The sequence below is a fragment of the Desulfocurvibacter africanus subsp. africanus DSM 2603 genome, assembly GCF_000422545.1.
Taxonomy (GTDB): Bacteria; Desulfobacterota; Desulfovibrionia; order Desulfovibrionales; family Desulfovibrionaceae; genus Desulfocurvibacter; species Desulfocurvibacter africanus.
The window spans coordinates 384,144-406,334 of record NZ_AULZ01000002.1; the positions used below are offsets into that span (position 1 = coordinate 384,144).

Annotated in this window: 18 protein-coding genes; 8 read left to right on the forward strand and 10 right to left on the reverse strand. The window is 61.8% G+C overall.

What is annotated here, in order from left to right; genetic code table 11:
- Positions 1–226: 226 nt before the first annotated feature.
- Together H585_RS0103980 and H585_RS0103985 are read right to left on the reverse strand one after the other, a co-directional pair.
- Complete coding sequence (locus H585_RS0103980) at positions 227–1,582, reverse strand: sigma-54-dependent Fis family transcriptional regulator (RefSeq protein ID WP_027366846.1); 1,356 nt, start codon at positions 1,580–1,582, stop codon at positions 227–229.
- Positions 1,579–3,402: an ATP-binding protein gene (locus tag H585_RS0103985; RefSeq protein ID WP_051182921.1), complete on the reverse strand. Its 1,824-nt coding sequence runs from the start codon at positions 3,400–3,402 to the stop codon at positions 1,579–1,581. The genes H585_RS0103980 and H585_RS0103985 overlap by 4 nt, the downstream gene beginning before the upstream one ends.
- A gap of 219 nt (positions 3,403–3,621) precedes the next feature.
- Between H585_RS0103985 and H585_RS23410 the strand changes: the two genes are divergently transcribed.
- From H585_RS23410 to H585_RS20780, 5 genes are all read left to right on the forward strand, one after another.
- The gene (locus H585_RS23410) at positions 3,622–3,912 is read left to right on the forward strand and encodes a hypothetical protein (RefSeq protein ID WP_027366848.1); all 291 of its coding nucleotides are present in this window, start codon (positions 3,622–3,624) and stop codon (positions 3,910–3,912) included.
- Between the two features lie 33 nt (positions 3,913–3,945).
- Positions 3,946–4,302 carry a hypothetical protein gene (locus H585_RS0103995; RefSeq protein ID WP_027366849.1) on the forward strand — a complete coding sequence of 119 codons (357 nt, stop codon included), beginning with the start codon at positions 3,946–3,948 and terminating at the stop codon, positions 4,300–4,302.
- 70 nt (positions 4,303–4,372) lie between these two features.
- Positions 4,373–4,633, forward strand: a complete 261-nt coding sequence (locus H585_RS23610) for an SHOCT domain-containing protein (RefSeq protein WP_051182922.1) — start codon at positions 4,373–4,375, stop codon at positions 4,631–4,633.
- 328 nt (positions 4,634–4,961) lie between these two features.
- Positions 4,962–6,986, forward strand: coding sequence for a methyl-accepting chemotaxis protein (locus tag H585_RS0104005; RefSeq protein ID WP_034627074.1), 2,025 nt, complete (start codon positions 4,962–4,964; stop codon positions 6,984–6,986).
- Between the two features lie 40 nt (positions 6,987–7,026).
- On the forward strand, positions 7,027–7,266 hold the full coding sequence (locus H585_RS20780) for an EF-hand domain-containing protein (RefSeq protein WP_102046939.1): 240 nt from the start codon (positions 7,027–7,029) through the stop codon (positions 7,264–7,266).
- Between the two features lie 70 nt (positions 7,267–7,336).
- Here the strand turns inward: H585_RS20780 and H585_RS0104015 are convergent, their stop codons facing one another.
- The 5 genes from H585_RS0104015 to H585_RS0104035 all read right to left on the reverse strand — a co-directional run bounded on the left by H585_RS0104015 (position 7,337) and on the right by H585_RS0104035 (position 14,517).
- Positions 7,337–9,442, reverse strand: coding sequence for a copper-translocating P-type ATPase (locus H585_RS0104015; RefSeq protein ID WP_027366852.1), 2,106 nt, complete (start codon positions 9,440–9,442; stop codon positions 7,337–7,339).
- A gap of 197 nt (positions 9,443–9,639) precedes the next feature.
- Complete coding sequence (locus tag H585_RS0104020; RefSeq protein ID WP_244432472.1) at positions 9,640–10,422, reverse strand: transporter; 783 nt, start codon at positions 10,420–10,422, stop codon at positions 9,640–9,642.
- A gap of 13 nt (positions 10,423–10,435) precedes the next feature.
- Entirely contained in the window at positions 10,436–11,791 is a 1,356-nt protein-coding gene (locus H585_RS0104025) for a hypothetical protein (protein WP_027366854.1), read from the reverse strand.
- Between the two features lie 216 nt (positions 11,792–12,007).
- Positions 12,008–13,240 carry an efflux RND transporter periplasmic adaptor subunit gene (locus tag H585_RS0104030; protein WP_027366855.1) on the reverse strand — a complete coding sequence of 411 codons (1,233 nt, stop codon included), beginning with the start codon at positions 13,238–13,240 and terminating at the stop codon, positions 12,008–12,010.
- Positions 13,237–14,517: a TolC family protein gene (locus H585_RS0104035; protein ID WP_027366856.1), complete on the reverse strand. Its 1,281-nt coding sequence runs from the start codon at positions 14,515–14,517 to the stop codon at positions 13,237–13,239. The genes H585_RS0104030 and H585_RS0104035 overlap by 4 nt, the downstream gene beginning before the upstream one ends.
- Before the next feature lie 112 nt (positions 14,518–14,629).
- Between H585_RS0104035 and H585_RS0104040 the strand changes: the two genes are divergently transcribed.
- Entirely contained in the window at positions 14,630–17,842 is a 3,213-nt protein-coding gene (locus H585_RS0104040; protein WP_027366857.1) for an efflux RND transporter permease subunit, read from the forward strand.
- 872 nt (positions 17,843–18,714) lie between these two features.
- On the opposite strand, the gene H585_RS0104050 is transcribed toward H585_RS0104040, so the two are convergent.
- From H585_RS0104050 to H585_RS0104060, 3 genes are all read right to left on the reverse strand, one after another.
- Entirely contained in the window at positions 18,715–19,179 is a 465-nt protein-coding gene (locus H585_RS0104050; protein WP_027366859.1) for a tetratricopeptide repeat protein, read from the reverse strand.
- On the reverse strand, positions 19,176–19,676 hold the full coding sequence (locus H585_RS0104055) for a cysteine peptidase family C39 domain-containing protein (RefSeq protein ID WP_027366860.1): 501 nt from the start codon (positions 19,674–19,676) through the stop codon (positions 19,176–19,178). Before H585_RS0104055 ends, H585_RS0104050 begins: the two co-directional genes overlap by 4 nt.
- A 111-nt stretch (positions 19,677–19,787) precedes the next feature.
- On the reverse strand, positions 19,788–20,201 hold the full coding sequence (locus H585_RS0104060; protein ID WP_005983079.1) for a PA2779 family protein: 414 nt from the start codon (positions 20,199–20,201) through the stop codon (positions 19,788–19,790).
- 200 nt (positions 20,202–20,401) lie between these two features.
- On the opposite strand from H585_RS0104060, the gene H585_RS0104065 reads away from it, so the two are divergent.
- The gene (locus tag H585_RS0104065) at positions 20,402–20,824 is read left to right on the forward strand and encodes a universal stress protein (RefSeq protein WP_014260673.1); all 423 of its coding nucleotides are present in this window, start codon (positions 20,402–20,404) and stop codon (positions 20,822–20,824) included.
- A 185-nt stretch (positions 20,825–21,009) separates the two neighbouring features.
- On the forward strand, positions 21,010–22,182 hold the full coding sequence (locus H585_RS0104070) for an aminotransferase class I/II-fold pyridoxal phosphate-dependent enzyme (protein ID WP_027366861.1): 1,173 nt from the start codon (positions 21,010–21,012) through the stop codon (positions 22,180–22,182).
- Positions 22,183–22,191: the final 9 nt, after the last annotated feature.

Sequence of the window (22,191 nt, forward strand, 5' to 3'; positions counted from 1 at the left end):
ACAAGGGAGACGAAGCGGTTTCTTGACAAACGTGTCCTTCCCAGTCTCTGAAGGCTGGTTGCAGAGTTCGCTGAACGTTGACCAGGGATGTGGTCAATTCCTGGATTTCTGGAGAGCAGTATGAAGACGATTCCGTAGGCACAAAAAATTCTGATAGTAACCATGAAACTGATCCGGAATCTGGTCAAACCATTCGTAAGCATTGTCAGCATTCAAGACAGTGGTATCATTCCCGCCTATACTGCTTCAGCTTCTTGTGCAGGGTTGCGCGAGTGATGCCCAAAATTCGCGCCGTCTCGCTCTTGTTGCCGCCGGTTTTATCCAGGGTCGCCAGGATGGCCTCTCGTTCGACATCCTCCAGGGAGCGATCACCGTTGAGAGCAAGGTGTGGCTGCGTTTCGGTCGAGCCCTCTCCCGCCACGAGCAGCGGCAGTTCGCGTTCGCTGACGTACTCGCCCAGGGACAGGATAACGGCACGTTCGACGGCGTTCTCAAGCTCGCGCACATTGCCCGGCCAGTCATGGCGTAGCAGGGCGTCCATGGCTTGGGGCGTGAAGCCCTTGAGCGTCTTGCGGTTCTTTTTGGCGAAGCGCTCAAGAAAGTGCTGGGCGAGCAGCGGGATGTCCTCCTTGCGCTCCCGAAGTGACGGCACACGCAGGGTGACCACGTTCAGGCGGTAGAAGAGGTCCTCGCGGAAGCGCCCCTCCTCGACTTCCTTGCGCAGATCGCGATTGGTGGCCGCGATGATGCGCACATCCACGCTCACGGGCTTGTCGCTGCCGACACGCTGCACCTCCCGCTCCTGGATGGCCCGCAGAAGCTTGGCCTGCATGGCCTGGGAGATCTCGCCGATCTCGTCCAGGAAGATGCTGCCATGATGCGCCTGCTGAAAACGCCCCTCGCGGCGGCGGTCCGCACCAGTAAATGCACCTTTCTCGTGGCCAAAGAGTTCGGATTCGAGGAGCGATTCAGCCAAAGCGGCGCAGTTGACTACCACAAGCGGGCCGTTCTTGCGCGGACTTCCGGCATGCACGGCCTTGGCGATCAGCTCCTTGCCCGTGCCGGATTCGCCGGTCACAAGCACCGTGGCCTCGGTCGGGGCAACCATGGCCAGTATGTCCAGAAGCTCCTTCATGGACTGGCTGCGTCCGATGATATTCGGCTGGATACTGTTTGAGTCCATGCGCTGGCGCAGGACCCGGTTCTCCTCGCGCAGGCGCGTGTGGTCCAGGGCGCGCTCCAGGGTGATGCGCAACTCGTCGAAGTCGAGCGGCTTGGTCAGATAGTCGTAGGCCCCGGCCTTGAGCGCCTCCTTGGCCGACTCAACCGAGGAGTAGGCGGTCATGATGAGCACGGGGATGGCCGGGTTGTATTCCTTGATCTCCCTGAGCGCCTCGATGCCGCCAAGCCTGGCCATGCGCACGTCCATGAGCAGGGCGTCGAAGGCCCTCTCCTTGACCTTGGCCACGGCCTGCAGGCCGTCCTCGGCCTTTTCGACCTCGTAGCCCCAGCCCTTGGCCATGGTGGCCAGCATGGCCAGGTGGCCCTGGTCGTCATCCACTATAAGCACTTTCGGTTTCATGCCGCCTCGCTTGTCGTTCCAGCCTGGTCCGGCAGCATCATGGTGAACGTGCTGCCCTGGCCCGGCTCGCTCTCAACCGCGATCTCGCCGCCGTGCGCCTCGACGATTTTCTGGACGATGGCCAGCCCAAGGCCCGTGCCCTTGGGCTTGGTCGTGAAGTAGGGATCGAAGATGCGCCCCACGTCCTCCGGGGCGATGCCCTTGCCTGTGTCGCGCACGGAAATGGTCAGGTGGCGACCCTTGCGAGCAAGACCCACATCCAGTGCCCCGCCCGTGTCCATGGCCTGAATGGCGTTGAGCAGAAGATTGAGCAGTGCCTGGGATATGCGGTCGGGATCAAGCCTGGCCGGAAGTGGACCGTTCGGGGTGTAGCGCACATCGACGCCCGAGACGCGGGCATCCTCGCGCACAAGGCGCAGGCTGTGCGCCACGAGGTCGGTTACGTCCACGGCCGCGGGCTTGATCTCCATGGGCCGCGTGTATTCGAGCAGCTCGGTGATGACCCGGTTGAGCCGGTCCACCTCGCGGATCATGATGCGCGCGGATTCCTTGTTCTCGCTGCCCTCCTCGAACAGGCCGCCGAAGTAGGTCGCGAAGCCCTTGATGGAGCTTAAGGGATTGCGGATCTCGTGCGCCACGCCGGCGGCCAGCCGACCAACGGCCGCGAGCTTCTCCTTGCGGCGCAGCTCCTCCTGGAGCTGACGTATTTCGCTCAAGTCTCGCAGGGTGAGCACAGTGCCCACGCCATGCCCGTCCTCGGTAACGATGCGTGAGACGCTTGCGCTCACGGGCACTCGGCCGCGGCCAGGGATGGTTGCATCCAGCTCACGCTCGATGGCCTCAGCGGAGTGGGTCGCGCCGGTATCGTCCAGGAGTCTGCCCAGTTCCGCAGGCAGCACCTCCTGAACGGGCCTGCCGACAAGCTCGCAGTGACGGGTGCCAAAAAGCTCCTCGGCGGACTCATTGGCCAGGCTGATGCGCCCCTGCGGGTCGAGAACGAGCAGCGCCGCCGGAAGGCTGGAGACGACCTCGGCGGCCAGAGCGCGCGTGTCCTGGAGGAGCCTGCGCGAGGCCCGGTAGGACTGGGCCCAGTAGAGTGAGACCACGCCCGCGAAGCCGAGCAGAAGAAGAACGGCCGAGATGATCAGGGTGATGCGTAGGTCCTGCCATCTGGCATGCTCGAACGGCTCGGGGTCCAGGCCAACGAAGATGATCGGCTCCTCCTCCGCGACGCCCGGCTGGACCCGGCGCGGCCACTGGGTGTCGCCCGCGCACCAGAAGCCGCTGGCATTCCCTCCGTGATGCCCTTGTTCTCCCATGCCCGTGTTCATGTCATGTGAGCCCGCTCCGCCCTCAAGCGGGGTGAAATTTTTATACACCTCGAACGCCTCGGCCCCACCACCCAACGGGGCCATGCGCCACTGCTCATCCTGAGATGGGCGCAGTTCGGAGAACGCGCTCTGGGGCATGAAGCGCTCGCCGATGCGCTCTCGGTCGCTGTGGGCCAGGATACGGCCGCTTTGGTCCGTGAGTACGAGGTAGAGGATGCCTTCTTGCTGGGCGGTCTCTTCAAGCAGCGTCTGTACTTCCGCCCCCTGTCCAAGATGGCCCATCATGCCGGTTCTGGCTCCGGCCTCGAAGGCCCGGATGAGCGCCCCGCCCTTGTCGAGCAGGATTTGCCGGACATTGCGCTCCTCCCGGTGCGCATTGACCACGGCAAGGGTTGTGACCACGGCCACGAGGATGAGTGAGAAGCCGATGATCAGCCAGGGCGAGGCCTGAGCCCCGAGTGGGATTGCCTTGAGTCGCCTTAAAATCATCTGGATCGTCCTGTGATCAGGGGTATGTTCAAAAATTAAACAGCAGGTCAAAGCAGCGAAAACAAAATGAACACTCCACAGAGAAAAAGCAAGAGCGACAGCCTGCTCAATCTAACCACTCTTCATCTAAATATTTGTATTCTAAAGATTAAATATTGTGGCTGCGAGTTGGCACAACGCGTGCTCATAGAAAATCAAACGCCACAAGGAGGCACGATTATGAAAAGCATCGCGATCATCACGGCTCTGGCCCTGACCCTGACCCTTTCCGCCGGAGCGGCTTTCGCCAGAGGACAAAGCTACGGCATGCAGGGAACCGCCAGCACGAGCGGTCACATGATGGGCGGCATGGGCCACATGGGTGGAGGCCATATGATGGGCGGCCACATGATGAACGGCAACCATATGATGAAAGGGAACACCGCCGGGTACGGCGCATGCCCCGGCCTGGCTCTGAACACTGTGAATGTCCCGGTGGCGGACGCGACCAAAGCTCCCGCAAAGCGTTAACCAACGACGAAATCACCTCGAAGGAGATATACCATGCGTAAAGTTATCTTCGCTCTTGCCCTGATCCTGTCCGTGGGCTTCATCGGTACCCAGGTCCAGGCCTATCATGGCGGTCTCGGATGGGGGCATGGCGTGGCCGCCTCGCCCGAGCAGCAGAAGTTTCTGACTGAGACGGGCACGCTACGCAATGAACTTTACGCGGCCCAGGCCGAGCTGAATGCCCAGCTCGCCCAGCCCAAGCCCAACGAGGCCAAGATCCGCGAACTGAGCTGTAGCGTGGCCGACAAGCAGGTCGCACTGGCCCTCAAGGCCCGCGAGTACAACCTGCCGGCTCATGGTGCGGGGCACGGTCTGGGACACGGAAGCGGATACGCCAATTGCGGTTGGTAACAGTCGCACGCCACATCGAGGGGGAGCCTGGCTCCCCCTTGCATTGTGAAAGCATCAGGAGGGCGGACATATGTTTGGTTGCAGCCAATGGGGAACGGGGCTGGGCAGCTTCTTTCACTTTCCGGGCGGGGGCCTGTTCGGTCTGTTAATACAGCTCCTGCTCATGGTCGGCCTTGTTTGGCTCGTGCTGCGTGCTTTCGGTGTCTTCAAGGAAAGGAGCGTCCTCAATCGGGACCGGGATCATTCCCTACTTTTGCTTAAGGAAAGATTTGCCCGGGGTGAAATCAGCGATGAAGAATACTGGCGCATGCGCGAGGTTTTGGAGGGATAGATCCCTACGCTTGGTGTGCTTCCAGAAGCATGCGCTCTGCCTTGCGGCCTGCGGTCATGTGCTCCGTTGTCTATGTGCGCCGGATGGGCCTTGCGACGAAGGAACCCGCCGTAAAAGGATTGCCATCACCTCTTTGGCCTGTTAGGTTTCCTGAAAGTCTACTTGAATAATCTGAAATAGGGCTCGCCATGGATCGTGAGCCTTGTGCAGACAGCAAACGCTGCGCTCTCTGCACCGGGTTTGACTGGACGTTCAAGACTCGCGCTTTCCAAAGCTGGGACGTTCCGTTTGTTCACCATCCCTGCGCACGCCTCCAAGGGGACGGCTGATGTCCGTACGGAACCTGAAGATCGGCATGAAGCTCGGCCTCGGATTTGGGGCCATCCTCCTGATCATCCTGCTATGCACTCTCGCGCTCATGCCCTTCCTTGGCAAGGCCGACCAGGAGTCCATGGCCGTCGCGGATCATTATCTGGACTATGCGTTCCAGGCCGATAATCTTGAGAAGACCTTGCTGCGTATGCAGCTGACCTTCTCCACGGCATCCACGGCCCATGATCATGAAGGCGTGTACCAAAAGAGGCTTGACGAGCAGAGAAAGCAGTTCCTCAAGAACATAAACGAATTCAAGGACATGTTCCGGCGGATGGGCAACATGGAATTTGTCCGCAAGAGTCAGGAAATCGAGGATTCCTTCCTGCGCTTTTTTGACCTGGGCACGGATATGGTCAAGGTATTTCAAAGCCAAGGGATGGAGGAAGGCCATAAGGTTGGCGCACGGCTCGAAACTCTGGCGCGCGAGCTGGAAGCCAAAGTGGTGGAGTTAAGGAGCCGACAGACGGAAGTCGTCAAAGGCAAGAGCGCCGACGTGGTCAGCGCCATCGACACAGTCCGGTTGGTGTTGATCGTGTCCGGCGGAATCGCCCTGGCGCTGGCAGTCCTCACGGCTTTCCTCCTCAACAGACTCATTGCCAAGCCCATCGACCAGATCGCGGCGACTGCCCGCGGCATAGCGGCGGGAGATATGTCCTTGCGCATCAAAGCCGACACTCGCGACGAGGTAGGTGAGCTGGGAGCCGCATTCAATGTCCTGCTGGACAAAGTCGACACCATGCTTGCGCTCAACCGGGCCGTGCTCGATTCCATCCCGGACCCTCTTCACCTCGTGGACAGGGACATGAAGATCGTGCTCGCCAACGAGGCCACTGCCCGCTCTTTCAAGCTTTCTCCACAGGAGGTGCTGGGCAAGGACTGCGCCGATGTGCTCGGATCATCATCATGCTCAACGGATGCCTGCCCGGTCCGCCGATTGATGCGCGGGGAAACTGCTTCCGATGGGCAGCTCATCGAGTGCGTTCAGGCTGGCCGAAAACGCGTCCTCAAGCCGTTTGTGGATATTGTGCGCGACAAGTTAGGCCGGGAGATCGGCTTTCTCGAACTGGCTCGCGACATGACCGACGTCGTCACCAAAGAGCAGGAGATCGAGGCAAGCTTGGCAAATCTCCAGAGAATCAACAGCGAGATAGGCCAGGCCTCGGCACGTATTGCCCAAACGAGCGAAGAAATTTCGGCTCAGGTCGAGCAGGTGAACGCAGGCGCGGAGCACCAGAAGGGCAGGATGGCCGAGACCGCAACGGCAATGGAAGAGATGAATGCAAGCATCTTCGAGGTGGCCAGAAACGCGATCCAGGCCGCTGAGCAGGCCGAAGTGGCCAGGCGCAAGGCCCAGGCAGGCTCGGCTATAGTCAAGGACTCGGTTCAGGCCATCAATGCCGTATCGCGGCTGGCCGATATCCTCAAGGGCGATATCTCCGCTCTTGGTACTCAGGCAGGGGATATCGGCCGGATCATCGACGTTATCTCCGACATTGCCGACCAAACAAACCTGCTGGCGCTCAACGCGGCCATCGAGGCGGCCCGCGCTGGCGAGGCCGGCCGGGGCTTCGCCGTAGTGGCAGACGAGGTCCGCAAGCTGGCGGAAAAGACCATGCACGCGACCAAGGAAGTCGTGCAGGCCATCCAGGCCATCCAGGCGGGAGTTGAGCGCAATATCGGCAGCATGGAGGAATCGGCCAAGGCCGTGGAGCACGCCGCGGAACTGGCCAAACGCTCTGGTGAGGCGCTGGACGAGATCGTGCCGCTCGTCGACGCGACAACGGATCAGATACGCTCCATCGCGACCGCCTCGGAGGAACAGTCTAAGGCCAGCGAAGAGATCAACCGTCACGTGAGTGAGGTAAACCGCATCTCTTCCGAGACGGCCGAGGGCATGACCCACGCCCATTCAGCCGTAGGAGACTTGGCGGCGCTGGCCCAACAACTGCGGGATGTCGCCAGTGACGGCAACGGATGATCAAGGTGCGCACTGGTCTATAAACACAGAGGTAACAGTCATGAAGAGCATTCTCGTAGCCCTTTTCGCGACCACGCTGCTCGTCTCCACCGTTTACGCGGCCAAAAACTTCGAGGGTGTCGATGCGGACAAGGACGGGAAAGTCACCCAGAGTGAGGTGCAGCAAGCGGGCCTAACTTTGGACAAGGATACATTCACCAAGGCCGATGCCGACGGAGACGGAACGCTCAATGCAGATGAGTTTAAGAACTACCACGTAAGCGGCCATTCGCACGGCTAGATTGAATCGGCCGCGAGTCCTGTGGCCTCGCGGCCAACAAGAATTGGCCGGCACCCGGTCCGCCAGCTGGTTACACCTTTCGGTCGAATCGTAGCAGGCGCGCGTTGATAGCCACAATGACCGTGGACAGCGACATGAGGATGGCCCCGGCGGCGGGGCTGAGCACGACGCCCCAGCGCGCGAGGACGCCGGCGGCGAGCGGGATGGCGAACACGTTGTAGCCCGTGGCCCAGAGGAGGTTCTGGATCATCTTACGGTGAGTCTTCTTGGCCAAGCCGACGATGGCCGCCACGTCTCCGGGGTCGCTGCGTACGAGTATGATGTCTGCCGTCTCCATGGCCACGTCGGTACCCGCACCGATAGCGATGCCCACATCTGCCTGGGCTAGTGCGGGCGCATCGTTGATGCCGTCCCCGACCATTGCCGTGACTAGCCCCCGGCCCTGGACCTCCTTGACCTTCTCGGCCTTCTTGTCCGGGAGCACCTGCGCGAAGTACTCGTCCAGTCCGATTTGCCGGGCGACGCTCTCGGCCGTGGCCTCGTTGTCGCCAGTTATCATGATGCATTTGACGCCCATCTCGTTCAGGCGGGCCACCGCTCCCTTGGAGGATTCGCGCACCTTGTCCGCCAGGGCGATCCCGCCTAACAACCGGCCGTCCGCGAGCACGAAGGAAACGGTCCTGCCGCCCGAGAAGAGGTTCGCAATGGACTTTGGCGTCTCCATGCGCTGCTCGTCAAGGTAGCCCTGGCTGACCACTGCGATTTCGCGCCCGTCCACCAGGGCCTTGGCCCCCTTGCCCTTGAGGGCCTGGAAGTTTTCCATGTCCGCTGGCTCGATGCCTCGCTCCTTCAGGGAGGCCATGATGCCGCGAGCGATGGGGTGCTCGGAGTGGGCCTCCACCGATCCCGCCAGGCGCAGCAGTTCCTCTTCCGAAGTCCCTTCCAGGGGCACGGTCTCGGCCACGCGGAACTCGCCCATGGTCAGGGTGCCGGTCTTGTCGAAAAGCACGGCGTCCAGGTTGCGGGCACGCTCGAACGCCCCGCGATTGCGGATGAGAAAGCCGTTGCCCGCCGCCAGCGCCGTGGACACGGCCACAACCAGCGGCACGGCCAGCCCTAGGGCGTGCGGACAGGTGATAACCATGACTGTCACGGTGCGCTCAAGGGCGAACACGAATTCGCGGCCAAGTAGGAACCACCAGGCGATCATGGTCAGCGTGCCGGCGGTCAGGGCGATTATGGTCAGCCACAGGGCTGCGCGGTCCGCGAGGTGCTGCGAGCGCGACTTGCTCTCCTGGGCCTGCTTGACCAGATTGATGACCTGCGAAAGATAGGACTCCTCGCCAGTCTGGGTGACGCGCACCGTAAGCGAGCCTTCGCCGTTGACCGAGCCGCCGATGACCTTGCCGCCGGGGCCCTTGCTCACGGGTGTGGACTCGCCGGTGAGCATGGACTCGTTGATGGAGGATTCGCCCCTGTCGATCTTGCCGTCGGCCGGAATTTTCTCGCCCGGTTTGATGACGATGCGATCGCCCGAGACGAGGTCGTCCACCGCCACATCCTCGGTTCCGCCGTCTTCCGAGAGGCGATGCGCCGTACTAGGCAGCAGTCTGGCCAGTTCCTCTAGGGCCGAAGACGCGGCCATGACCGAGCGCATCTCGAGCCAGTGCCCCAGGAGCATGACGTCGATGAGCGTCGCCACTTCCCAAAAGAAGGTCGCCCCAGGCAGCCCGAGCGCCACGGCCGCGCTGTAGAAGTAGGCCACGCCGATGGCCAGCCCGATGAGGGTCATCATGCCCGGTCGGCGGTCGCGCAACTCCCTGAACAGTCCTGTATAGAAGGGGTAGCCCCCGTAAAAGAACACGGTCGAGGCGAAGCCGAGCAGGACGTACATCTCCCCTGGGAAGCGCAGGAAGTCCTCCAGGCCGACAAGGTCCTTGAACATGGGCGAAACGGCCAGGATGGGCAGCGTCAGGACGAGGGAGACCCAGAACCTGCGACGGAAGTCGGCGACCATGTGCTCGTGGTGGCTGCCATGGTCCTTTGGGCCGGCGTGCTCGTGCTTGCGCTTCTGGGCAGTGCCATGCACGGAGCGCTCGGCCACGGGCTCGCGCGCGTCAGCCTGCTTCTCGGCCTCATGCTCATGATGCCTGTGTTCATGATCTCGGTGGTCCATGCGTCCGCTCCTCTCGGCTTGAGGCGCTCACTCCTGAAGGTCCTGCTTGATCCGTTCACGCTCCTACGGACCTACGGATTATCTCGCCTTTGCGGATGTACTCCATGATCGATGGTTTGGCTGTGAGCCTTGCGGGTAGCGCAAAGGGAGACTCAGCATAACTGAGCCTCCCTGTCGATCCAGTCATTTCTTGCGAACTAAAATGAATACTGGAAGCCGGTGGTGGTCAGGAATTCGGGCGACTCGTCGCCGAAACCGGGGCCACCTCCAATGGCGATGACCAGATTGGGCCGCAGCATGTAGCGCAGGCCGATCTCGGCCACGTTCTGCTCCTCGTCCTTGATCTTGGTCGCCTCGCGCCAGACATCGGCCACGAAGATGAGGTCGGTGGTGAGCCGCGCGCTCCAGCCAAGGACCGCGGCCCAGTAGTGCTCGCGCTCGTCGTCGAGTCGCTCGTTGTTGTAGAACCAGGACGCGTTTACGTGCAGCTGGTTGAGCCAGGAGGTGCGGCCCAGGGTCTTGGTGGCCAGGAACTTGAGCTCCGTGTCTACGCCCTCGCTGTCCTCGCCCGAAGGGAAGGTCAGCTTGCCCTTGAGGCCGAGCGCCGGCAGCCAGAGCCCTTCCTGGTTGAAGTTGTAGAGCCCAGACAGGTTGATGTCCCCACTGCCCCGGTCGTCGGCATCGCCAAGGTAGAACGGCGCTGAGAGTTCAACCTCGGTGTTGTGCCACACTCCCACCTCGATAATAGGCTCCAGGAGGAAACGATCCTCACCTTTGTCCGTGCGTTCGTAGCGGAACACACCCTGGACCTCACGGTTGCGGTAAGGCGTGGCGTAGGCATCCTCCACGCGCAGAGGGATATTGTCGTCAACCTGTGGGTGATCGTGGGCTCGTGCGATCGCCGGGATCGTGAGCATGGCCGCAAGGAGAAGAATTGCTGTCATAGAGGTAGTGGCGATTTGAGCGCCTATCTTGAGCATGGTCATATCCTCCCTACTGTGCGGTTGCGGCGGCCGTGACCGGCGGCGTCGGCTCGGTGTTCATGGATATGGGCTGCACGTCTGGCATGTCCCCGTACTTGCGCTGCCAGCCCTGGAGCATGGCCTGGGACATCTTCGTGGGCTCGCCGCCGGGCCGCATGGCCTCGGGCGACATATTCATGTTCGGCATCATGGCCTTCATAGCGTCATGCAGCGAACCGGGCTTCTCGCCTTGCTCCAGGCCTGGCGCGAGCTTCATGCGCGCCTGCTCGCGCATGCGCCTATTCATGGAGTCGTCCATGTTCATGCCCTCGGGCATCATGACCGGCATCATCTCGTCGATCATCTCGTACATGATGCGGTTCATCTCGCCGTCCACGCCGCGCATCCACTCCGAGTACACGCGCGGGTCCATGTCCGGGTGGGGAATGGGGAACTTGCGCGTGAGTTGCTCGTCGCCGGGCTGGTAGCTGAGGGCCCTGATGACCCGGTACAGCTCCTCGCGCTGCTCGGCCGGGCTCCACTTGTCGTAGGACAGGATGTCGTAGGCGATGCCGTGGAGCATGTGCAGGTTGTCGAAGATGTTGGCCGACTCGGGCGACATGCGGCTATAGCGCGGCATGGCCTCGCGGGACAGGAGCATGCGCCGGGGCCTGTCCTTCAGCACCTGCTCGAAGTAGGTCCTGTCGGTCTGGCCGAGCATGGTGTGCTGGGCTTCTCCGTTGCCAGAGAGCATGAGCGCCTCGTAGATGACCGGGTGCCACCAGTGCGCGGCGTAGAAGAAGTTGTTCGACTGCGGGTAGTAGTTCCGGAAGAGCGTGAAGTAGGGCTTCATGAGCGGCGCGGCGCGGCGCATGGTCACGTCGAGCGGCGCGCAGCTCATGGGCAGGTCGAGCTTCTCCAGATAGTAGGCCACGGACCGGTCGGTCCACCCCTTCTTGTCGTTCCAGGCGATGCCGGCGTCCGAGAGGATGTCGTAGGTCTGCTCGTGGTGCATGTGCGTCCAGTCGATGCTGCGCAGAAGCCGCCAGGCGAACTGGGCCGTGTACGGCCCGAAGAGCTCCATGGTCGGCTCGGTGCGGGGCGGGTCGTAAAGCATATTCAGGTAGTCGGCGTCGGCCTTCGCGTCGGTTTCGGCGTGTGCGCCGATGGGCTTGAGGGCCAGGATGTCGTGCTGGATGCCGTGGGCGAAGTGGATGGCCGCCGAGATCTGGTAGCTGTCGTGGTGGCGCTCGAAGAATGCGAAGTTGTACCGCCCCCGCAGGTAGGAGACCTCGTCGCGCTGCTCGACATGGAGCGCCAAAGCAGGCCAAGCACCGAGGAGCAACAAACCGAATAGGGCAAGGGTTACGAGTGGTCTTGCTGGCATGCTTCCCTCCTTTTACGGTTGGAAATCTTAAGCATTTCAATAAACCACTCGCCAATTAATCTGGCTATGATTAATGGGGCAGGATATTTAGAATAGGATATCTTGAGTATTGGGGTGCAGTTTTTCCAAAAAAGTTGATAGCTTAGTTAATGCTGTCAATACTTACATCAGTCACTCTTTTCTGCAGGAGCAACGTCCCACAAATTCAGCAATGCCTTAGTGGCCCGCATGGGCGGCTCCACCCAGTGCTTCCCGCAGCTTGCTCTCGGAAGCGATGAGGAAGTTGGCGCTGGCGACGACACGCTCGCCGGCTTGCAAGCCGTCCTCGACAACGTAGTAGTCGCCCGCCTTGGCCCCGGCCGCCACCTCGCGGGTCTCCAGATATCCCTGACCGCGGTCGACGAAGGCGACCGTCCTCGTGCCAGTGTCCAACAGGGCTTGTGCCAGCACAGCAAGTCGATGGCCCAGATCGATATTGAGATTTACGTTGGCGTACATGCCGGGCTTCAGGCGCACCTGTGGATTGGGAAACTCCATGCGCACGCGCACCGTGCGTGTCTCCACATTCAGGTAGGGATATATGTAGCTGACCCGGCCAGACAGCACCTCATCCGGCAGATAGGGCAGGCGCACCTCGGCCCTCTGCCCGACCTCGATGAAGGGCACCTCGTATTCGTAGAAGTCTCCCTCGACCCACACGTTCGACAGGTCGGCTATCCGGTAGAGGGGCATCCCGGGGCGCACCTCCATGCCTTCCAGGGCCTCCTTATTGATCACGTAGCCGTCCAGGGGCGAATAGAGGCTGAGGGTCTTGGTCGGCTTGCCGCTGCGCTCAAGTCGCTCAATCTGGGTTTCGCTTATGTCCCAAAGCTCAAGCCGACGTCGGGCCGCCTCAAGCAAGGCCTCGCCGCTCTCGGCCACGCCCGGGTAGGGACTGCGGACAAGCTCCCGTTTGGCGCGCAAGGCAACCAGGTATTCCTCCTGGGTCGCCAGCAGCTCGGGGCTGTAGATGTCGAGCAGCCGCTGCCCCTTTTTGACCAATTCGCCCGTGGTGTTGACGTACAGGCTCTCGATCCAGCCGCCGATCTTGGGCGCAATCGTGGCCAGCGCCTGCTCGTTGTAGACGACCCTGGCCACGGCGCGCAGCTCCTTGACCAGACGGCGATGCTCCACGGTCGTATAGCGCACGCCGATCTGCTGTTGGCGCTGGGGGCTGATGTGGATGGCCTCGGGTGGGGCTGCCGCTGGAGGTTGGGTGGCTGGAGGCTCACCGTGGCCAGCGTGCTCCTGGGCAGAGGTCGGTGGAGCTGTCGCCGGAGGCTTAGTTTGCGTCTCGGCTCGGGGTTCGGCGGCTGGCGGTCCGCCATGGCCTGCGTGCCCCTGGGCAAACGCCGGCGCGCGCAACAGGACGAGCAGCGCAGCCGTAAGGAGAATGCGGCAAGTCTTCACTTTGCCATCTCCAGAGGCTGTGAGCCGATTATATAGTCGATCTCGGCCACTGCCTGGGAATAGTCGGTCAGGGCGCGGGCCCTGGCCACCTCGGAGGCATAGAGGTTCATCTGGGCCTCGGTCAGGCTCAGGAAATCGAGCTTGCCCACGCGGTAGCCCGAGAGCGAACTCTCCACGGTCAGGCGGGCCTGGGGCAAGATGCCTGTATCATAAAGCGCGAGCGATTCCCTTGCCCGTCTGGCCTTGGCCAGGGCCTGCCACAGCTCGAACTCGATCTCGTTGACGCCGGACTGGTAGCTCTCGGCAGCCTGCCGCTCGGCCTGTTTCGCCTCGCGCAGCATGGGGTCGAGCTTCGAGTCCCGCCACAGGGGCACGTTTATGCTCACGGCGGTCGTGAGCATGTCATCGAGCCTGTTGCCCATGACTTCGCCTCGCTGTCCGTATGCGACCATGACCTCGACGTCGGGCCAATACTCCTTGCGGGCCAGCTCGATCTCGCGCCGGCGGGCCTGGGTCATGGCCTGGGCTTCCTTGAGCATGGGGCGCTGCTCCAGGGCCAACTCAAGCAATTCGTCGCTGCTCCAGGAAGGCGGTTCGGTAGCAGGTAAGTTCTCCGGAGGCTCGATCCGCGAACCGGCCGGCTGGTCGAGGAGGCTCATTAGGCGTGCAGTAACCATCACCCGCTCGCGTTCGACCATGAGCCGCTCATCAATCATCCTGGCGTGCTGGGTCTGGGCGCGCAGCATGTCGGCCTGCGTGCCTGTGCCAGAAACATAGGCAGCCTTGGCGACTTCGACGAACTGGCTCAGCACGCCCAGATTGGCCTCGACCAGTCGGGCCTGCTGCGCGACGAAGAACAATTCGTAATAAACCTCCCGCAGCTCGCGCACCACGCGGTTGGCCGTCTCGATGTAGCGCTGGCGGGCCGCCTCGGCCTCCTGGCTGGCCGCCTCCCCCCGTAGATCCCGTTTGCCGTACCAGGGAAACATCTGCGAGAGCTGCACCTGCTTCATGGTCATGTCTTCCTCGTCGAACCTGAAGCTTGTGGGCAGGTTCATTACACCGACACTTAGTTGCGGGTCAGGGAGCGCCCCGGCCTGCGAAGGGCGTTCTCCGGCCGCCCGCCACGCCGCCCGGGCGGCCAGCACCTCGCGGTTGCGGCTGAGAGCCTCGGAGATCAGCTCGGGCAAATCTGGAGTTGAACCGGCCCAGCCCCAGGCGGGCAGCAGAATAAAGGCGGCCAGCAGGGCCATTGCGAACGAGGTGGATACTTTCATAAGCCTAATCCTTGCCTGAGCGAAAATACTGCCGTACGCATAGCATAGAGTTTCCACCATGTGACGTGCCAGGGGGAAAAAAATCCGAACACCCTCCGGCCGGTAGCCACCCATGGTCGAGCGCATCATCGAATATAGCGCCAGGCACCGCTTCATCGTCTTCCTCTTCGTGGGGGTGCTCGCGCTCGCTGGCTGGTGGTCCTTCCGGGCAATGCCCAAGGATGCCCTGCCCGACCTCTCCGACACCCAGGTCATCGTCTACACCACCTGGATGGGGCGCAGCCCTGACCTCATAGAAGACCAGATCACCTATCCCATCGTCACGGCGCTCCTGTCGGCCCCGCGGGTCACGGTGGTGCGCGGCGTGTCCGACTTCGGCTTCTCCTACGTCTATGTCCTCTTCGAGGAAGGCACCGACATCTACTGGGCCCGCAGCCGGATTCTGGAATACTTAAGCCAGCTCCGGGGGCGGCTGCCCGCTGGGATCGAACCGGCCTTGGGGCCCGATGCCACGGGTGTGGGTTGGGTTTTTCAGTATGCTCTCGTCGATGATGAAGGGCGCTACGACCTTTCGCAGCTGCGCACCATCCAGGACTGGTACCTGCGCTATCAACTGGCGAGCGTTGAGGGGGTCGCCGAGGTGGCTTCGCTCGGCGGCTTCGTGCGCCAGTACCAGGTCAATCTCGACCCCAATAAGCTTGCCGCCTATAGTCTCTCTATCCCGCAAGTAATCGAGGCGGTGCGCTCGGCCAACCGCGAGACGGGTGGGCGCGTCATCGAGTGGGGGGGTACCGAATTCATGGTCCGCGGTCGCGGCTATGTGCAGTCGGTCGAGGACATTGCCGCCGCCCCCGTGAGCGTCACGATGCAGGGAGTGCCCATCCGTCTGCGCGACGTGGCGACCGTCACCACGGGCCCTGACATGCGCCGGGGCTTTGCCGACCTGAATGGAACCGGAGACGTCGTTGGCGGCATCGTGGTGATGCGCTTTGGCGAGAATGCCCAGGCGGTCATCGCCAGGGTCAAGGAGAGGCTGGCCGAGATCGAGCCCACGCTGCCTCCCGGGGTGAAGATCCTCACCACGTATGACCGCTCGTCCCTCATCAACCGCGCCATCCGCTCCATCAGCGAGAACCTGATCGAGGAGTTGGTCATCATCAGCCTGCTCATCATCGTATTTCTATGGCATTTCCGCTCGGCGCTCGTGCCCATCATCTCGCTGCCCCTGGCCGTCGTCATCTCCTTCATCCCCATGTACTTCATAGGCATGGGGACCAACATCATGGCCTTGGGCGGCATCATCGTGGCCATCGGCGACATGGTCGACGCGGCCATCGTCATGGTCGAGAACGGGGTCAAGCGCCTGACCGACGCGGAGGCAACCGGCCAGCCCCACGACCGCAATGAGATCCTCATCTCCTCGGCAAAGGAGGTCGGCCCGCCCATCTTCGCCTCGCTGCTGGTTATGGCCGTTTCCTTCCTGCCCATTCTGACCCTGGAAGCCCAGGAAGGTCGGCTCTTCAAGCCGCTCGCCTTCACCAAAAACTTCGCCATCGCCATCGCCGCGATCCTGGCCATCACCCTCATTCCGGCCATGCTGGGCCTCTTCGTGCGCGGCAAGCTCCTGCCCGAGGCAAAGCACCCCATCAACCGGCGGCTCATCGCCACCTACCGACCGATTGTGCGGTTCGCCCTCAAGTGGCGCTGGCTGACGGTGGCCGTCGCCCTGCTGCTCTTTGCCTTAAGTGTGCCGCTCTACCTGCGCATGGGCTCGGAGTTCATGCCGCCGCTCAACGAGGGCACGATCCTCTATATGCCCATCACCATGCCGGGCATCTCGGAAACCGAGGCGCAGCGACTGCTGCAGCTCCAAGACAAGATCCTCATGAGCTTTCCGGAAGTCGCGCTGGTCAGCGGGAAAGCGGGCCGGGCCGAAACCTCCACCGATCCGTCCCCTTTCTCGATGATGGAGACGATCGTGCAGCTCAAGCCCCGAGAGCAGTGGCGGGATGTGCGCATTGAGCGTCCCTGGCTGCCTGGCTTCCTGCGGCCGGCGGCCGACTTCCTCTTCGGCAAGCACCGCAAGCTCTCCTGGGATGAGCTGGTGGATCAGCTGGATGTCGCGCTGAAGCTGCCCGGCCAGCAGAACGCCTGGACCATGCCCATCAAGGCGCGCATCGACATGCTCACCACGGGCATCCGCACCCCGGTGGGCATCAAGGTCATGGGGCGCGACCTGCGCGCGATCGATCAGCTTGCCCGCCATCTGGAAGCGCTGCTCGTAACTGTGCCGGGGACGCGCTCCGTCTTCGCCGAGAGGGTGCTCGGAGGCTACTACCTCGATATCGCGGTAGACCGCGAGGAGGCGGCCCGTTACGGGCTGTCCGTGGCAGAGGTGCAGATGGCCGTGGAGAACGCCATCGGCGGCGAGAACATCGACACGACCATCATGGGCCGGGAGCGCTACCCGGTCAGCGTGCGCTATCATCGCGATTTCCGCTCCGAGATGCCCGACCTTGGGCGGGTGCTCGTGCGCGCCATGAACGGCGCGCAAATCCCCCTGGCCCAGGTCGCCACCATCAGCCGCGTGCCGGGGCCGGCCATGATCCGTGACGAAGACGGACAGCTTGCCGCCTACGTTTTCGTCGATGTCGCGGGGCGCGACATCGGTTCCTACGTGACCGACGCCAAGGCGGCCGTGGAGGGCAATATCAAAATGCCCGCCGGATACACGATCAAGTGGAGCGGCCAGTACGAGTTCATGGAACGGGTGAAGGCGCGCTTGAAGGTCTTCGTGCCGTTGACTTTGGGCATTATCTTCATGCTGTACTACTTCACCTTCGGCTCGGTCGTGGAGACGCTGCTCATCATGCTCTCGGTGCCCTTTGCCCTGACCGGGGCCATATTCCTCCTCTCGCCGGACATCGGCCTGGGCTACAACATGTCGATTGCCGTGTGGGTGGGGCTCATTGCCTTGGCAGGTGTGTCGGCCGAGACGGTGGCCATCATGCTCTCCTACCTCGACGAGGCGTGGAAGAGGCGTGTTGAGGCTGGACGGATGAAGGACAAGAGCGACCTGCGCGAGGCCATCATGGAAGGCTCGGTGCTGCGGGTCCGCCCCATGCTCATGACGGCCCTGGCCAACATCTTCGGCCTTATGCCCGTCATGGTCAGCACCGGCACGGGGGCCGACGTTATGAAGCGCATAGCAGCCCCGATGGTGGGCGGACTGGCCTCGGCGGTGCTGCTGACCCTCGTCCTGGTGCCCGTGCTCTACAGCATATGGAAGGAACGCGAACTCAAGCGGATGAGCGGGAAAGGCTAGAGCTTTTCGGCCCTTACTAGAAAGTTTGGCCAGTGATTGCCAAATACTGCCCGCTTTTCTTGCCCCCAGGGGGCAAGAAGTACATCTAGAAATGGAGGATCAAATGCATGGAGCGTCCCTGCGCAAATGGCATAGGCAATTAGGCATCCTGCTGGTCTTCTTCCTCGCTCTGCAGACCTTGACCGGACTAATCCTTAGCGCCAGCCACATGATGCAGGGCGAGCATGCTCATGCCCAGGAAAGTGGCAGTTCTCGCCCCCTATTCGAGGCATACAAAAGCGCAAGCGCAGCTTCGGCCTCAAGCGACTTACGTTTCGAGAACAGCCTCGCCGCGATACACCATGGCGGAGGACCTGCTGGAGACGTCTATCGGCTTGTCTTGGGAATAGCCACCTTGGCTCAGGGCGGCATGGGCGTGATGCTGTACTTTGGGCAGCGCTACCGGCACGCTTCATGATCTGCGCCTTATAGCCCAAGCAGAGGAGTTGCAAGCTAGTCATGACCCAAAATTTAATACGCAAGCATAGAGCATTTTGCTTTTGAAAATGCTCTGCAAGCCATGCGTCGGCATGGCTTGCCGCTAGCTTCGGCGCAGGCGCAATTCACTTGCGCCGTCAACGCCGGAGCGGGCGTCTTAAAAGCAATCTGCTCTAGAAAGCTGTAAACAGAAAGGGCCATGCATCTGTGCGGCCGACTTTGATGCGATACGCTTTTCCGCGTTTCAAGCGAAGCCGTGCAGGCGAACGGCCGCGTTAAGGATAAGATCGCGTGCCGCCATACCCGACGCAATTGGGAACTGAGAGGCAGCCCTGGAGCACTTCACTCGGAGTAAGAGGCGAGGACAAAACGCCAGTGCCTGACAATCCTTCAGCTCAGCTTTTCCCTTCGGCATTGCGAGCCTGACGAATCAGCTCCAGGGTATCCATGTACTCGCCTTTCTCGGCTTCCGGGGCCAGGTTCGCGGCCTGTTGCGCCAGTTCCTCGGCCCGTTCCAGATTCTCCCCTCTAGTGTAATACAACCAAGCCAGGTTGTTGCGCGGTCTGGGATCTTCGGGCAAACCCTTGATGGCCCGCTTGTACTCGCGTTCGGCCTTGCCCCAAGCCTCCTGGCCAAAGGCAATATTGCCCAGATAGAAGTGCGCCTCGGGCATTTCCTCGGCAGCGTCTTCATAGTGCTCGCGGGCCAGTTCCAGCTCGCCGTCATGCTCGTAGGCCAAGCCAAGCTGCAGGTGCTCCTGGGCCGTGAGCGGGTCACGCAACACTGCCACGCGCGGCAGCGAGCAAGCGGCCAAGCCGAGGCAGCCCAAGACTAGCAACATAATAATCAGCCTTCTCATTGCCTATCCCCCTGCTCGGCTTGGGCCGGTTCCACCAACAAAGTCCAGAACCCCGCGCGCTCCCATTGAGACAGAAAGCGCGACCAGTCCATGCGCACTCCCGGCCCGCGTGCGCCATCATTGATGATGATCGCGTCCGGCGCATGGCCCAGCAGGACCACGAAGTGATTGGCGCTCACCGGGCCGAAACCCTGATCCAGCATGACCAACAGGGGCAGGCCCTGGCCTGTCTTGTCAAGGATATCGCTCACGGAGCCTGCGTACCAGCGTGTCGTGAAGCCCCTGCTCCTCGGCCACAAGGCCAGGTCCAAGGTCAGTGAGCCGCGCAGATTCGTCCGCAGGACATCGGCGGCGATCTCTTCGGGAGTGGCCGGATCGCCATGGAAGTTGAGCACGCCCGCCAAGCTGGCCGGTCCGCACTCCCCGACGCCCTGACTGTGGAAAGGCACGCCGGAGATGACCTGCTCTTCCGCTGGGAGCAAGCCTGCCGGGAGCATCTGGGAGTCCGGGCCTCTGCCGGCACAGGCGGCACAGGCGACCAAAGTCAACGCGACCAGAAGAATTGGCAGGCGGGCGGCACACCGCCCGCCGAGATTTGCGCGCACCGATCAGCCTACGGTGATGCGCGTGTCGGTAAGTTTAAGGATGACGATCACGAGGATGACGATGATTAGCAGGGCGATGACCACGCCCAGGCCGTCACCGCCCACTGTCAGGGTATCGATCTCGGAGGCCAGTTGATGCATTTCGGCATCCGAAAGTTGCGCCAGTCGGGCATCGATCTCTTCGGCCGAGTAGCCCAGGGCCGAGAGTCGCTCGGTCACTAGCTTGTTCTCAAGGGCCTGCTTGACCGTGGCCATGTCCTTGGCGCGCAATTCCTGCATTTCTTGGGAAGGACCGAAAGACCTGTCCGTGGGTACGAAGCCTGCCTCGACCTTGGGCACCAAAGACAAAGTGGTCATGGTCAGCACGAGCAACATGGCAATCCGACGAAACCAGTCAGAGGTGAGAATGGCGAGCATGAATCCCTCCTGTGTGGCGGAGTGTGAAATTAAAAGCCCTCGATTACACTAGCCTATAGAAAAATTGCACACGCGCGGCAAGCGAAGGTCTTGCGCAAAGCTGCCCTGATCGGCCTGCGGCCGGTTCACGCGGGCGTGCGTTGCCTTGGCCGCGCATGGCGTGCTACAGGCCTATGCGAAGCGCATACCGGGAGTAATACATGAACCTTCGCCTCATTATCCTGCCCGTAGACGGCTCCGAGCACTCCAGGCACGCGGTCGAATACGCCGCGGACCTGGCCGGCGGCATGGATGCGGAAATCGTTGTCCTGAACTGCCAGCCGCCCGTGCCGGCATTTCTCGGCGAGCCCAACTTTCAGCAGGCCGTGGAGTATCGCGATGCGGAAGCCGAGGAAATCCTCTCACCCGTCCGCGACTATCTTTCAGGCCTGGGCCTGCGCTTCCGGGACATGGCAGTGGAAGGCGCGCCCGGAGAGGCCATCGCCGACGTGGCCAAGGCCGAACGGGCCGACCTGATCGTAATAGGCTCCAAGGGCAAGACCGACCTGGAAGGGCTCGTCATGGGCAGCGTGACCCACTGCGTGCTGCACATCGCGCCCTGCCCCGTGCTTGTTGTACGCTAAGGCACGGGCCTTGCTGGTTTAATACTGCAATCCGACGCCAGGCCACGATGCTGCCAAGGAGTTTTGCGGCTCCATTATAGGATGCATCTTGACCAGGCATGTGCTTTCCTTTAGCTTTTCTTCTTCGTTTATCCCTCATCCGCCACGGCCAGTCCGGCCGTTGGGGTTTCAAGGAGCCCCCTGCTATGCATCAGTTCCCCAGGGTCCATCGCCTTCCACCCTATGTCTTTGCCCAAGTCACCGAGCTCAAGATGAAGATGCGCCGCGAAGGCGAGGACATCATCGATCTCGGCATGGGCAATCCGGATATGCCCACACCACAGCACATTGTGGATAAGCTGCTGGAGGCATCGCAGAAGGGCTGCAACCATCGCTACAGCGCATCCAAGGGCATCAAGGGGCTGAGGCGAGCTATCGCAGACTGGTATCGTCGCCGCTTCGACGTGGACCTGGACATGGACCAGGAAGTGGTGGTGACCATGGGCGCCAAGGAAGGCTTGTCGCACCTGGCCCTGGTCATGCTCTCGCCGGGTGACGTGGTCTTTGCGCCCGACCCGGCCTACCCCATTCATCCATACGCCTCGATCATCGCCGGCGCCGACGTTCGACGCATCCCCATCGGCAAGGGCCGCAACTTCATCGACGATCTCCAGGTGGCCATGCGCCAGACCTGGCCCCAGCCCAAGCTGCTGATTATCAACTACCCGCACAACCCGACCACCGAGTGCGTGGACATAGCTTTCTTCCAGCGCATCGTGGACTTCGCCAAGGACAACAAGCTCCTGGTCATCCACGACTTCGCCTACGCCGACTTCACCTATGACGGCTATCAGGCTCCGAGCTTCCTGCAGGCCGAGGGCGCCAAGGACGTGGGCGTGGAGTTTTTCTCCCTCACCAAATCCTATTCCATGGCCGGCTGGCGTGTGGGCTTCTGCTGCGGCAACCGGGAGATGGTCCAGGCGCTGACACGCATCAAGAGCTATCTGGACTACGGCATATTCCAACCCATACAGATCGCGGCCTGTCACGCCCTCAACGGCCCCCAGGAGTGCGTCAGGGAAATCATGGACGTGCACCAGGACCGTCGTGACGCCCTGTGCGAAGCCCTGACCCGCATCGGCTGGAATGTGCCCAAGCCCAAGGCGACCATGTTCGTGTGGGCCGAGATCCCGGACGAGTTCAAGAAGCTTGGCTCCGTGGAGTTCTCCAAGCTCCTGCTGCGCGAGGGCAAGGTGGCCGTGTCGCCCGGTCTTGGCTTCGGTCATTATGGCGACGACCACGTACGCTTCGCCCTGGTGGAGAATCGCCACCGCATCAATCAGGCCGTGCGCGGCATAAAACACGTGCTCGGCGGATAGGGGACAAGC

Bases quoted from the DNA above. Each gene is read 5' to 3' on its own strand.
- H585_RS23610 (WP_051182922.1), top strand. From the start codon at position 4,373: ATGTTTGGTTGCAGCCAATGGGGAACGGGGCTGGGCAGCTTCTTTCAC.
- H585_RS0103995 (WP_027366849.1), top strand. From the start codon at position 3,946: ATGCGTAAAGTTATCTTCGCTCTTGCCCTGATCCTGTCCGTGGGCTTC.
- H585_RS0104025 (WP_027366854.1), bottom strand. From the start codon at position 11,791: ATGCCAGCAAGACCACTCGTAACCCTTGCCCTATTCGGTTTGTTGCTC.
- H585_RS0103985 (WP_051182921.1), bottom strand. From the start codon at position 3,402: ATGATTTTAAGGCGACTCAAGGCAATCCCACTCGGGGCTCAGGCCTCG.
- H585_RS23410 (WP_027366848.1), top strand. From the start codon at position 3,622: ATGAAAAGCATCGCGATCATCACGGCTCTGGCCCTGACCCTGACCCTT.
- H585_RS0104020 (WP_244432472.1), bottom strand. From the start codon at position 10,422: ATGCTCAAGATAGGCGCTCAAATCGCCACTACCTCTATGACAGCAATT.
- H585_RS0104035 (WP_027366856.1), bottom strand. From the start codon at position 14,517: ATGAAAGTATCCACCTCGTTCGCAATGGCCCTGCTGGCCGCCTTTATT.
- H585_RS0104070 (WP_027366861.1), top strand. From the start codon at position 21,010: ATGCATCAGTTCCCCAGGGTCCATCGCCTTCCACCCTATGTCTTTGCC.
- H585_RS0104005 (WP_034627074.1), top strand. From the start codon at position 4,962: ATGTCCGTACGGAACCTGAAGATCGGCATGAAGCTCGGCCTCGGATTT.
- H585_RS0104050 (WP_027366859.1), bottom strand. From the start codon at position 19,179: ATGAGAAGGCTGATTATTATGTTGCTAGTCTTGGGCTGCCTCGGCTTG.
- H585_RS20780 (WP_102046939.1), top strand. From the start codon at position 7,027: ATGAAGAGCATTCTCGTAGCCCTTTTCGCGACCACGCTGCTCGTCTCC.
- H585_RS0104055 (WP_027366860.1), bottom strand. From the start codon at position 19,676: ATGCTCCCGGCAGGCTTGCTCCCAGCGGAAGAGCAGGTCATCTCCGGC.
- H585_RS0104040 (WP_027366857.1), top strand. From the start codon at position 14,630: ATGGTCGAGCGCATCATCGAATATAGCGCCAGGCACCGCTTCATCGTC.
- H585_RS0104065 (WP_014260673.1), top strand. From the start codon at position 20,402: ATGAACCTTCGCCTCATTATCCTGCCCGTAGACGGCTCCGAGCACTCC.
- H585_RS0104060 (WP_005983079.1), bottom strand. From the start codon at position 20,201: ATGCTCGCCATTCTCACCTCTGACTGGTTTCGTCGGATTGCCATGTTG.
- H585_RS0104015 (WP_027366852.1), bottom strand. From the start codon at position 9,442: ATGGACCACCGAGATCATGAACACAGGCATCATGAGCATGAGGCCGAG.
- H585_RS0103980 (WP_027366846.1), bottom strand. From the start codon at position 1,582: ATGAAACCGAAAGTGCTTATAGTGGATGACGACCAGGGCCACCTGGCC.